This is a genomic window from Streptomyces sp. NPDC088097, assembly GCF_044741845.1.
Taxonomy (GTDB): domain Bacteria; phylum Actinomycetota; class Actinomycetes; order Streptomycetales; family Streptomycetaceae; genus Streptomyces.
This window is the reverse complement of the sequence record NZ_JBIUTJ010000003.1, coordinates 764,837-777,337: the sequence shown is the minus strand read 5'-3', so window position 1 is coordinate 777,337 and position 12,501 is coordinate 764,837. Positions and strand designations below refer to the sequence as shown.

At 72.0% G+C, this 12,501-nt stretch carries 8 protein-coding genes; 2 read left to right on the top strand and 6 right to left on the bottom strand.

Annotated elements, in window-relative coordinates; genetic code table 11:
* Positions 1–6: 6 nt before the first annotated feature.
* The 4 genes from ACIOD1_RS13655 to ACIOD1_RS13640 form a co-directional block, all read right to left on the bottom strand.
* Positions 7–1,314, bottom strand: a complete 1,308-nt coding sequence (locus ACIOD1_RS13655) for an MFS transporter (protein WP_401902240.1) — start codon at positions 1,312–1,314, stop codon at positions 7–9.
* A 129-nt stretch (positions 1,315–1,443) separates the two neighbouring features.
* Positions 1,444–2,238, bottom strand: coding sequence for an AfsR/SARP family transcriptional regulator (locus tag ACIOD1_RS13650; protein ID WP_365624937.1), 795 nt, complete (start codon positions 2,236–2,238; stop codon positions 1,444–1,446).
* Between the two features lie 897 nt (positions 2,239–3,135).
* The gene (locus ACIOD1_RS13645; RefSeq protein WP_365624934.1) at positions 3,136–5,934 is read right to left on the bottom strand and encodes a S8 family serine peptidase; all 2,799 of its coding nucleotides are present in this window, start codon (positions 5,932–5,934) and stop codon (positions 3,136–3,138) included.
* 208 nt (positions 5,935–6,142) lie between these two features.
* Positions 6,143–7,792 carry a phospholipase A2 gene (locus ACIOD1_RS13640; RefSeq protein ID WP_365624931.1) on the bottom strand — a complete coding sequence of 550 codons (1,650 nt, stop codon included), beginning with the start codon at positions 7,790–7,792 and terminating at the stop codon, positions 6,143–6,145.
* Between the two features lie 642 nt (positions 7,793–8,434).
* Here ACIOD1_RS13640 and ACIOD1_RS13635 point away from each other — a divergent pair.
* On the top strand, positions 8,435–8,968 hold the full coding sequence (locus ACIOD1_RS13635) for a GNAT family N-acetyltransferase (RefSeq protein ID WP_365624928.1): 534 nt from the start codon (positions 8,435–8,437) through the stop codon (positions 8,966–8,968).
* A gap of 120 nt (positions 8,969–9,088) precedes the next feature.
* On the opposite strand, the gene ACIOD1_RS13630 is transcribed toward ACIOD1_RS13635, so the two are convergent.
* A complete protein-coding gene (locus ACIOD1_RS13630; protein ID WP_365624925.1) occupies positions 9,089–9,895 on the bottom strand; it encodes a DUF4232 domain-containing protein in 807 nt (268 codons plus the stop codon).
* A gap of 404 nt (positions 9,896–10,299) precedes the next feature.
* Here ACIOD1_RS13630 and ACIOD1_RS13625 point away from each other — a divergent pair, with 404 nt between their 5' ends.
* Positions 10,300–11,103: a DUF6585 family protein gene (locus tag ACIOD1_RS13625; RefSeq protein WP_365624922.1), complete on the top strand. Its 804-nt coding sequence runs from the start codon at positions 10,300–10,302 to the stop codon at positions 11,101–11,103.
* A 38-nt stretch (positions 11,104–11,141) separates the two neighbouring features.
* Here the strand turns inward: ACIOD1_RS13625 and ACIOD1_RS13620 are convergent, their stop codons facing one another.
* Positions 11,142–12,500, bottom strand: coding sequence for an NtaA/DmoA family FMN-dependent monooxygenase (locus ACIOD1_RS13620; protein ID WP_365624919.1), 1,359 nt, complete (start codon positions 12,498–12,500; stop codon positions 11,142–11,144).
* Position 12,501 lies beyond the last annotated feature (1 nt).

The window sequence follows — 12,501 nt, the reverse complement described above, 5'->3', positions numbered from 1 at the left end:
GCGGGTTCAGGCCGCGTCCGGGCCCGGCGCGCCGGCGGCCACGGCCACCGCCGAACTCCGGTGCAGGCGCAGCATCCCGAGGCCAAGGACCACGGTCGCGCCCGTCAGCAGCCACCACAGCCCGGCGGGCGCGTGCGTCAGGAAGAAGGCCACCAGCAGCGGCACGACGGCCAGCGACAGACCGACGAGCACCTGGTTGAAGGCCTGGTACACGCCGAGTTCGCGCGGCGGGGCCAACTTCACCAGCAGCACCGACAGCGCCTGTGTGGCGAGGATCTCGCCGAGCGTGTAGACGGCCATGCCCAGCAGTAGCAGGGGGAGCAGCGCGGCGAAGGGCAACAGCCCGCCCAGCCCGAGCGCCACCAACAGGGCCGCGTGCAGCACGCTGCCCACGGCGATCAGCCGGAGCGGGGGCCGGCCCTCGACCCGTCCGGTGACCGGGAGTTGGAAGATCACCATCAGCACCGTGTTCACGGCGAAGAGCACACCCACGATCCACGAGGGCGTGTCCAACTCCTCGATCAGGTAGACCGGGAGCCCCGCCTCGGTGGCGACGATGACGGTGATGAGCAGGAAGTTCGTGAGCGAGATCCGCAGGAAGAGCCCGTCGCGCCAAGGGCGTCCGGAACCCTTCGCGGCGGGCGCCGCGGCCTTCGGGCGCCGTACGGTCGCCAACGGGAGGTAGAGCAGGGCGGCCAGGACGAAACTGCCCGCGTTGAGCAGGCCCATCGCCGCGAAGCCGGAACGGTCGCCGGAGCCGACGAACGCCACCCCCGCCAACAGGCCGCCCAGTCCCATGCCCGCGTTGAACACCACCCGGGTGAGGGCGAGCCAACGGCCGACCTCTCCCTCGGGGGCGGTCCCGGCGGCCAGCACCGGCATCGACACCTGCTCCGCCCGCTGCGCCACGGCCGCGACCACCGCCAGGGCGACGAAGGCCGGCAGGTCGTGGACGAAGAGGTAGGCCACGAACACGCCCGCCCTCAGCAGCGCGGCGCTGATCAGCACCGCCTTGGTGCCCCAGCCGTCCACCAGCCGCCCCACCAGGAACACGGCGGGCAGGGCGATCAGCGTGGCGATCGTGAGACCGGCGCCCACCGCGGTCAGCGAGAGATCGGTGACCGCGACGAAGAACAGCAACTGGTACGGGTAGAAGAAGCCGGTCCCGACCGCATTGACCAGCGCGGCGGCGCCGAACCAGCCCACTCCGGCCCCCCGGGGCAGCGACGATGCACGGGCCTTCGAGGCCCCGGCCGTGCCGGGTGGTTCGCGCGTACTGCCGCCGGACTTGCCCCCGTTGCTCGTGCTGCTCATGGGACCCCCCTCGGGTCTTCGGTGACGGGCACGCGGGCGCGCCCGTACGCGGTGCGGCGGTACGAGGTGCGGCGGTACGAGGTGCGGCGGTACGTGACGCGCGGTCGGGCGGAGGGGCGCGGGCCCCGCTCAGGCGGGGATGAGCGCGCTGTCCTGCCGCAGGATGGCCTGGGCCAGGGTGCGCAGGGTGGGCCCCGGGTCGATGCCGAGTTCCTCGGCCAGGGTCCGCCGTACGCCGTGGAAGACCTCCAAGGCCTCCGCCTGCCGGCCCGAACGGTAGAGCGCGAGCATCAGGTCGGCGTGCAGCCCCTCGCGCAGGGGGTGGAGGTCGACCAGCTCGAAGAGCTCCGAGATGACCTCTTCGTGGCGCCCCAGCTGGAGTTCGAGCGAGGCCCGGTAGTGCACCGCCGCGATGTGCTCCTCCTCCAGGCGGGTGGAACAACTGCGCAGCCCCTGCTGGGTGATGTCCGCGAGGGCCGGACCGCGCCACAGCTCGTTGGCCGAACGGACCGTCATCGCGGCCTCGTTGAGACGCCCCCAGCGGTGCAACTCCCGGGCGGCCGCGACCTTCGCCCGGTAGCCCGCGATGTCGACCGAACAGAAATCGCTGTTCAGGCGGTAACCGGTGACGCGGGACTGCACCGCCTCCGCCGGGCCGCCGGCGGCCATGAGGGCACTGCGCAACATCCAGATGCCCGTCTGGATCTGCCCCATGGCCGTCCGGGGCGGCTTGTCGTACCAGACGGCCCGGATCAGGTGGTCCGTGGGCACGATGCGGCCGCTCTGGAGGGCCAACGCGGCCAGGATGCCGCGCTGGCGACGGCCGGGAACGGTGATGTGCGTCGACCCTACGCGCACTTCCAGTGGGCCCAGTACGGCGATGTGAACTGGCCGGGACATGGCCTCACTGTCGTCTGCGTCCATCTTGACCCCTTCACGAGGTGACACGCGTCGACCTGCCGTCGAGTCGTGCGTGAGAAGTAGACGGAACTCCCGAGGGGTGTGTCAATGGACGCCCGTGCGCACGGTTCGAATGGCTGATTCGGCCTTGGCGCCGCAGGTGTGCGGCCCCGGGCACCGGAGAGCGGACAGCCCGCTCGTGCGATCGGACGCGCTCCGGCGGCGCTTCCCCGACCGCCCGGGGCGCGGGCGGCCGGCGGGACCGCGCCCCCTCGTGCCACGCCCACCGGTCGGGACCGTCCGGCGGACGGGTCGTCGTGCGTGGGGCCCGCGGCGGGATTGCGGACGTGCGCGCGCAACTCCGCCCCGGCGCCGCCGCGCGGGGCGCCCGCTGACGGACCGCACCTCATCCGGCATGCCCGGACCCGCTGGACCGGCGCCGAGCGCGGCAGGGGGCCGGTTCACTCCCGGGAACGGGCGGGGGAGCGCGAGGGGAGCGGCCGTCGGCCCCTTCGAAGATCGCCCCCGGGGCCGGCCGGCAGCCCCCGCCGGCGGGGCCTATCTCCGCTCCGCACGGCGTACGGCGGCGCCCGCGCGCCCCGACCCGTGCCCAGCCGGGGGCCGTGCGGGGCCGGCCGCGCCGGCGGCGGTGATCGCGTACGGCCGTGACCGGCCCGGCCCCCGCGCCGGTGGGCGGGGACGCCAGAGCGTTCTCGGCCAATCGGCCCCGCCCCTGGGCCGTCCGCGAACGCCCGCCGAACACGAACCGGCCCCGATGCGGCATTTCACGTACGTTCCCGCCCCGGAATCGATCGAACACCGGGGACGTCCGGCCGCAACTCCCGCAGAAACGGACACCCGACCGGGGCCTGAGCGGCCCTGGCCGGGTGTCCCGGGTGGGTGGAGGTCGTCAGGTCGTCCCTAGCCGGCCGAGTATCCGAAGGCCACACCGTTGGCCGGCAGGCCGCCCGAGCCGGGCTTGTAGGTGATCACCGGGGCGACCTTCCCACCCTGGGTGACGTTGGACATCGGCAGCGCGTACAGCGCGCCGGCCGCGTTCGGCCCGAAGGGCATCCCCACGTACAGCTTGGTCGCGGTGAAGTGGATGTTCTTGCCGAGCTGCTGGTTGGCCCCGGGCGGCCCGGGGATCCCGTCGCCGTCGCCCGCCTCGATCCAGCGGTCGTTCGGTCCGGCCGAACCGGCCATGGAGAACGTGTGGATCGCACCCGCCTTGATCGTGGTTCCCAGCGCCTCGCCGGGCGTACCGACCGCGAGCCGCATGGAGGCCACGGTGCTCACCGAACCCGGGGCGGTGTTGACCGCGGTCAACGTCTCGCCCATGCGGTCACCGGTCTCGGAGGTGCCCGAGACGTCGTCGTCCGCGGTGCCCTGCTTCAGCTCGCGCAGGTAGCTCCAGCTCCCGTCGGCCTTGATCCGGATCAGCACCACACGGCCCGCGTTGAGCCGGTTCTCGGCGCCCACGACCACGCCCTCGCCGGGCGAGCCGATCGCGAGGATCGATTCGGTGGGGGCCGGGGAACCCGTGGGCCGGAAGGGGGCGATGGCCAGCGCGTAGCCGAACTGGTCGCCCGCCTCGGCGTCACCGGAGATGGCGGCGCTGTCCTGGTCGAGTCCGGCCAGCGGGACCGGGCGGCCGTCGGCGTCGAACCTGTTGGCGTCGAAGAGGACGACACCGCCCGCCTTCGCCTTGGTGCCCAGCGCCTCGTTGGGGGAGGCGATGGCGAAGTAGTTGGCGTCCGCGGTCACGGCGAAGCCGAAGTTGTCGCCCGTCTCCGGGTCACCGGGGACGCCGGGCCTGTCCTGGCTGATCGCCAGGCTCGTGTTGCCGTAGACGTAGAAGGCGCTGCCCGCGCCGGCCAGGGTGCCGAGGGCCTCGCCGGGCAGCCCGATCAGCAGGTAGGGCCGACCGGAATCGTTGACCGCCACCGCGAGCGACTGACCCATCCGGTCGTTGGCCTCGGACGCCGACCCGGCGATCGCGCCGGTGCCGGCGCCCTGCTCGAAGTGCGTGGCTTTCAGGGTGCCCGCGCCCAGGCCGCCCGCGGCGCCGTACAGGATGTCGACCGTGCCCGCGTTGGAGGCCGTGCCGACGGCTTCGCTGGGGGTGCCGACGACCAGGTCGGTGAAGCCGTCCTTGTTCCAGTCGATGGTGGCGAGGGTCTCGCCGAAGTAGTCGTCCTTCTCGGAGCCGCCCGGCACCCAGTCCAGGTCCTGGCTGAGCTCCGCGGTGCCCTTGCCGGCGCCGTACACGACACGGATCAGGCCGGCGTTGGAGTTCGTGCCGACGGTGGCCTGGGTATCGGAGATCGCGATGTCCTCGGCGCCGTCACCGTTGAAGTCGCTCATGCCGACCGGCTTGGGGGTGTTGCCGCCGCCGCCGAGCGCCGAGCCGAGGTCGATGCGGGGCGTGGTGGCGCCCGTGTAGATGATGGGCCGGCCGCTGTTCTTCAGCAGCGCCGTGAGGTCCGCGACGCTCTTGGTCGGGTAGGCCTGCTTGAGCACGGCGAAGGCGCCGGCCACGTGCGGGGCCGCCATCGAGGTGCCGTTCTTGGAGGCGTAGTTCCCGCCGGGCACCGAGGAGACGATGCTCGTCCCCGGGGCGAAGAGGTCGAGCAGCGGACCCCGGTTGGTGAAGGAGGACAGCTCGTCGTCGTCGGTGGTGGAGCCGACGGTGACGGCGGAGGAGATGCAGCCCGGGACGCTCACCGCGTCGGCGTAGCCGTTGTTGCCGGCCGCGATCACGGTGGCGACACCGGCCGCGAGCAGGTTGTCGACGGCGGCCTTGCGCGGGTCGGCGTCACAGGCGGTCGTGTAGTGGCCGCCGCCCAGGCTCAGGTTCGCCGCGATGACCGGCGTGCCCGCCTGCTTGATCTTCAACACCTTTTCCAGACCCGCCAGTTGGGCACTGGGGAAGCTGGCCACGCAGGGCGCTTCGCCCGCGCAGGAATCTGCCGTGTTGAACTGCGAGAAGACCTGGATCGCGACGATGTCGGCGCCGGGGGCGACACCTGTCTTCGGGGCCCCGGGGGCGCCCGTGCCCTTGCCCGCGGCGATGCCGGCCACATGGGTTCCGTGGTCGCAGGCGGTCAGGGCCGCGCACGGCCCGGAGTCGGTGTCGGCGGAGCCGGGACCCTCCTGCTCGGCGGCGCCGTTGGGGCAGAGGCTGGTGGCGCCCAGATCCGGGTCGATCGGCGAGAAGCAGGCCTCGGCCTTGACCCGGCCCTTCAGGAACGGGTGCTGGGTGGCGACACCGGTGTCGAGAACGGCGACCGCGGTGCCCGCACCGGTCTTCCCCGCCTTGGCCGCCACGTCACCACCGATGAGCGGGACGCTCTCGTCCAGGCTCGCCGGTTCCGGCTTGTCCTCGGTGACGGCGAGCACGCCCGGCTGGGCGGCGAGCCGGTCCAGGCCCGCCTTGTCCACCTTGAGCGTGACCACCGGCAGCGAGTCGAAGTCCTGCTTCGTCTCACCCGCGGCGGCCGCCTCGGGGAGGTCGGTGCGGCTCTTGGTGAGCACGTTGACGCGGATGGTGCCGGTGTCGGCGGCCCGCGCGTACAACGGCGGGTCGACGACCCCGCCCGGGACCGTGGCCTTGACGGCGTCGGGGACGCTCGTCGGCGCGGCGGCCCGGGCCGGTATCGCGCCGAGGGTCGTGGTCATCGCGACGGCGACGACCGTGGCCCAGATCTTCTTCTTCATGGCGCCTCGGGGAGCAGGGGGCCTGGCGTGGCCCGTGGACGGGCGGGCACGGCCGACCCGTGGAGAGGGGGGGAGAGGTGTGGGGTGCGAAGAGCGGGGTGCGAACGGGCCGGGCGACGCTGCTGCGGCGCCACCCGGCCCGGTCCCCTCCCGAGGGTGTGCGCCTCAGGAGGTCGTGCGGGGGAACATCAGGAGTCCGCGCCCGGCATCAGGTGGCGTTCGCGCCGTTCTTGGCCCGGCCGAAGGCGGCCACCGCTCCGAAGTACGTGTTGGCGAGGGAGCGGCAGGTGCTCTTCCAGAAGTAGCCGGGGCAGGTCTTGCTGTAGAGCGTGCTGTAGAACACGGCGTCCACGGACAGGCCCTTGTTGCGCGACAGGTAGTACCTGTAGCCCTTGTACGAGTTGCCGATCAGACCGTAGCCGTAGTCGTGCATGTCGCAGGCGGGGACGAAGTTGTAGCCGAGCGGCTTGTCGGGGGCGTTGGTGCAGTGGTCGTGGTTGATACCCCGGACCCAGTAGCCGGTCCTGGTCTGCTCCCACTTGGGCGAGTGCCACCCGTAGTGGGCGACCTTGGTGCTGCAGCCGGCCTTCCAGCCGTACATCCAGTGCCGAGCCCAGCTGCACTTCGACGGGTACGACGTCGGGTCGGTGATCTCGCCGCCGGGGAAGTCGGAGGCGGGCGGCGGGGTGGTGACGCCGGTGCTGCCCTCCGGGGCGTCGCCCTCCATGGGCACGCCCGGGACCGGGACGGCCTCGCCGTCGAGGGTGGCGGTCGGCGCCGCGGAGTCGGCCGCGAAGCTCAGGTCCCAGCTGCCGTTGGTGGGCGAGCTGATGTCGGAGAGGCGCTTGGTGGCGTCGTAGGCGTAGGTGGCCTGCGGCTCGGCGGCCTCGCTCGGGTTGGTCACGGTGCGCAGCAGACCGGAGGAGTCGTAGGCGTACCGGGCGAGGGTCTGCGTGGTGGCGCCCTCGGCGACGGTGATCTGCTTGACGCGGCCCGCGTAGTCACCGAACGAGGTGCCGGCGGCGGTGGTCGAGGCAGCGTAGGTGACCGAGGTGGACGTCGCGAGCCGGTCGCCCGCCGCAGGGTTCGAGATCTTGAAGACCCGTCCCTGGGCGTCGTACTGCACCGTGGTGGCGTAGGCGTTGTTGCCGACGCTGGTGACCCGCCACTTGTCGGTGCCGGTCGCGGCCTGCTGCCACTTGTACGTGGGCTTGAGGTCCGCGGCCGGGATCGGCTTGCCGGCGGCGTCGGTGAACGCGTCGTCGCCCGAGGTGATCGTGGACAGGTCCACGCCGAGCACCTCGACGATGGACGTCACCAGGGTGCCGGTGGCGTCGTTCCACTTCGAGGTCGCCGTGACCTGGGAGCCGTCGGTGGTGGCGTACTTCTTGAGGCCACCGCCGTCCGGGTAGTCGATGCTCGACTTCAGCGCGTACGTGATCTTCTCCTCGACCCCGAGGTCGGTCACGACGATGCTGTCGCCCTTCTGCTCCAGCTTCCGGTTGAGCTGACCGCCGACGAACTCGGCTTCCCAACTGGGTCCGAAGACACCCATCTCGGGGCGCGTGGCGGGTGCGGACTCGGGCTTGGCGAGTCCGCCGTCGGGCTGCGCGCTGACCGTGTGGCGACGACCGATGAGGGCCGCGTCCACGTCGTTCTCGGCGACCTGGAAGGTCTTGTCCTCGGTCGAGTACTGACCGGGGCCGATCGTGGACAGCGTGCCTTGGGCCAGCGGCGGTTCGGGTACCTCGGCCGCCACCGCCTTCGGCTGCGGGGCGGTCGCGACCGCCATGGACTGCTGCGGAAGAAGCAGTGTCAGTGACAGTGCGGCGATGGCAGGAAGCGCAATTCTGCGCACGAGTCCCCCCTCGTGTTCGTTCTCGGCTGGTGATCGATGCGGACAGTAGACGGCTCCTGATCACGTCCACAAGGCACGTCTGACGGGCAAACAGCTGCCTCGCGCTTGCTCCCGTGAAGTCCGCCACCGCCGCCGAATACCCGAGTACGACTGAGTACAGGTACTCATGTGGTGCTCAGGCCGCCGCTCCAGACTGTGCGCATGACGCACCCCCCGATCCTGCTCGCATCACTCGCTCGACCTGCGTCGATCACGATCACCGCACGGCCCGCGAACCCCCTGCGCCAAAAGGTCGGAACACGCGGCCCGACGCAGCGCAAGGGGCCCTCGCTCACCCGCGGACAGCACCCCTCAAGCATTCTCTACAGCAAATAAAAAGATCCAAACTCCGGCCTCCAGTGACCCCCATCACTTATCCGACACTTACGTCGGAAGGGATCGCATCGACTTGCAACCGCCCCAAATCGGGCGTGAGTTCCAGAATTTCTCGCTCTCCGGGAGGTTCGGTGTGACGCGGGCCCGCCGCCTTCTGGCGTCCGGGCCGATTGGTATCCAGTTGCGTCCGCAATCACAGCGTCGTTCGGGACCTCCGGCGAGCAGCTGATGGAGCACGACATCACCACGAGCCCAGGGATGGTCGACATGATCGAAGTACGTCGCGCGGGCCCGCAGGACGGGGACGTGCTCGGTGAGATCCACGTCGCGGCCTGGGCGGCCGCCCACGTCCCCTTCTTCGAGGCGGAGTTCGCCGCCCGAGCGCTCCGGGACCGGCGCGGACGGTGGCACGCGCGCGTCGGCGCCGGACCCGAGACGGTCCTCCTCGCGACGCTCGACGGGCGCCCCCTGGCCCTCTCCTTCTTCGGGCCGTCCGCCGACCGGCCCGGCCTCGGGGAGATCCACAGCTTCTACGGCCACCCCGACGGCTGGGGGAGCGGCATCGCGGGCGCGCTCATGGACGAGACCCTGCGCGTGCTGCGCGAGGAGGGGGCCGACGGAGCGCACCTGTGGACCCTGCGTGACACGCCGCGTTCGCGCCGTTTCTACGTCAAGTCCGGCTTCACCGAGACCGGTGCGCAGCGCCCCCACGACTTCGGCGACGGCAGCCCGCTCACCCAGGTCGAGTACGGGATCCGAACGTGCCGAAGCCGCGCGGCCGTCGGTCGGTTTCCCGACTGACGCCCGCGCGGCCCGGTGATGCCCGGCGCGTTCCGGTCCCGCCGTGTCCGGCGCGACGCCCCCGTTGAACGCCACGCAGAACCACGTGCGCGCCGGGTCCCTCCTGCCGGCCGGGGGCCGTCAGGAGGACATGATGAACCGCAGGGCGAAGCCCGAAGCGGTCGACCAGTAGGTCACGCGGGCACCGTCGTCGGCCCACAGCCGGTCCACGCCGGGCAGGGCGACCGGGAGCGGTTCGCCCGGCTTGTCGCCGGGCGCCGGACCCCGGAGCGCGACGGTGAGGGTGAGCGCCTGGTACTCGTCCATGTGGCCACCGCTGACGAGCAGCGCGGCGTGCGCCTGCCGGCCCGGAGCGAGGGTGAGGAGCGCCTTCGGGTCGCTGTCCTCGATGACGCCGACCGGGGCCCGGGAGTCGGCGCCCAACCGGACGGTGGGGTAGGAGTGGACGGTGCAGGCCTCGGCGCCGGTGTTGGTGACGGTGAGCAGGACGTGCCTGACGGGTCGACCCGCCTCGTCCTCGTTCGTGGAGGAGGTCTTGAGGTCCGCGTCGGCGCAGGTGGCGGCGACGGCGCCCGGGCTGCCGCTCGCCTTCGGCGAACCGGTCGCGCCGGGCTTCGGGGTGTTCGGCCTGGTCGGAGCGGTCGCACCGGGCGCCGGGGAGTTCCTCGCCGTGGGGGACGTCCCGCCGGGCGTCGGCGAAGCCGATCCACCGGCCGCCGGGGAACCGGATCCACCGGGGGTCGCGGAACCCGATGCACCGGGCGTCGCCGCTCCGGTCGCGCCGGGCCGGCCGGAGGGCCGCCCGCCGTCCGAAGCGTCGCCCGTGTTCGGGTCGCACGCCGTCGACGCGAGCAGCGCGGCGAGCGCCACCGCCCCGAGTGCGTAGGTCTTCCGGCTCCTGTGGTGCGCGCGGGCCGTAGCGTTCATGGTGTTCCCCCGTTGTCGTGCGTACGGGTTGAACGCTACGGACAGACCCCGCGTGAGCGCGCCCATCCACGGTCGTATCCCGTCCGCCCACCGTGGGTGTACGAGGGCCTACCCCCACGGGTGTAGGCCCCGCGCGCCGGATTCCCCGCTCGCCGGGCGTGGTTCAGCGGCGCAGGGCGGTGTCGACGACCATCTGGACGTGCTGTGTGGTCGCCCCGTCGATCGGGACGGTCCTCACGGCGACATTCGCGAAGTCGCGGGCTCCGCGAAGGGTTGCCCGGGTACTGATCGTGGTGTTGGCTGCGGGGGCCACTCACCGGTGCCGACATCGGCTTGCCCGGTGAACTCCCGTTCGCTGAGGCGGCCTTGCGGGGTCCGCCGTGACCGTGAAGCCGAGGCCGCGCATGACCGTGCCGACGTCGCCCTCCCGTGCAGCAGCCGCGCTGGCCCTCCGGCACCGGCTGGGCAGCCTGGAGCACACCTTCCGCCCCGAGAGCGAGGTCGGGTTCCAAGGGAAGTACCGGGTCTGGTTCGTCGTGGGCTCTCTCGTCGGCATTGCCGCCCTGCTGGGCGGTGGCGTTCTGTTGTGGGTGGAGGTGCACTGGGGGGTCGCGATGTTCCCCCTGTGGATCGGCGTGATCGCCGCCGGGGTCGCGTCCGGCAGCCCGCTCTTCCGCAAGGGCCTGGCGGCCAGGCGGCTGCACCTGTACGAACACGGGCTGGTCGTGAACACCACCGGCGGCAAACTGTTCGCGGCGCGTTGGGAGCGGGTGGTGCTCTACCAGGAGACCGTCCAGGAGGTGATCGACCACAAGGGCACGCGGACGCCGGTGGGACGCTCCCACGCCTCCGTGCTCGTCGCACCGGGTGGGGAGAAGGCCCGGATCACGGACGTCTACGCGGGCTCGCCCACCTGGGGTCCGTTGATCGCGGAAGCCGTCGCCCGCGCCCAGGTGGACAAGGTGTGGAAGCTCGTCCGGGAGGGCGGGACGGTCGGCTTCGGCCCGTTCAAGCTGTCCGGCGCAGGCGTCACCAACGGCTCCGGCGAGATGGTCCCGTGGCGGGACGTGAGCGAGGTGGCCGTGCGCGGGGGCGCGGTCTGCGTCTGGCGGGTCGGCCGCACCAAGGCATGGCAGGCGCCCCAGGCCCGGAAGGTCCCGAACCTGCTCGTGTTCCTCACCCTCGTGGACCACCTCCGGCGCGGGTAGCCGACGCCGCGCGCCCGCCAGGGATTACGGGACAGCCCTCAGCTGCCGATCGGCACGGTCAGCCCGAGGTGGTCGCGCAGGGTGGTGCCCTCGTACTCCTTCCGGTACGCGCCCCGTTCCTGCAGGAGGGGGACCACGGTGTCGGCGAACGCGTCCAGGCCGCCCGGGGTGATGTGCGGGACGAGGATGAACCCGTCGGCGGCGTCCGCCTGCACCAGGGTGTCGATCGACTCGGCGACCGTGGCGGCGGAGCCGACGAAGGTCTGACGGGCGGTCGTCGCGATGACGAGCTCCCGGATCGACAGGTTCTTGGCCGCGGCCAGCTCGCGCCAGTCGCGGGCGGTGGCGAGCGGATCGCCGAACTGCCGTACGCTCGCGCGGCCGAGGGCGATGGTGTTCTCCCCCACCTCGGGGTCGACCTCCGGCAGCGGACCGTCGGGGTCGTACGCGGACAGGTCCCTGTTCCAGACGTGCTCCAGGTACTTGATCGCGGTGGCCCCGCTAACCTGGAGCCGCCGTACCTCGTGGGCGATCTCGTGGGCCTCGGCGTCGGTGTCGCCGAGGACGAAGGTCGCCGCGGGCAGGATCTTCAACTGGTCATGCGTACGACCGTACTTGGCGAGCCTGCCCTTGACGTCGGCGTAGAAGGCCCGGCCCTCGTCGAGCGTCCCGTGCCGGCCGAAGATCGCGTCGGCGTCGGAGGCGGCGAACTCGCGGCCCTCGTCGGAGTCCCCCGCCTGGAAGATCACCGGCCGGCCCTGCGGGCTCCGGGGCACGTTGAACCGGCCCTCGATGTCGAAGTGCTGCCCCCGGTGGGCGAAGGCGCCCGCCCGCGCGTCCCGGAGGAAGGCGCCCGATCCCGGATCGGCCAGGAGCGCACCGTCCGCCCACGAGTCGAACAGCTCGTGGGCGGTGGCGAGGAACTCCCGGGCGCGCGAGTAGCGCTCCTCGCGGGGCAGGAAGCCGCCGCGCCGGAAGTTCTCGCCGGTGAAGGCGTCCCAGGAGGTCACCACGTTCCAGGCGGCCCGCCCCTCCGAGAGGTGGTCGAGGGAGGCGAACTGCCGGGCCACCTCGTAGGGCTCGTTGAAGGTGGAGTTGATGGTGCCGGTGAGGCCGAGGCGCTCGGTGACGGCGGCGAGGGCGGCGAGCACCGTGAAGGTGTCGGGCCGGCCCACGACGTCCAAGTCGTATATTTCCCCGCCCTGTTCGCGCAGGCGTAGCCCCTCGGCGAGGAAGAGGAAGTCGAACTTGGCCCGTTCGGCCGTCCGCGCGAGGTGGACGAAGGAGTCGAAGTCGATGTGGCTCCCGGCCGCCGGGTCGCTCCACACGGTGGTGTTGTTGACCCCGGGGAAGTGGGCCGCGAGGTGGATCTGCTTGAGCGGCTTGGTGGTGCTCATG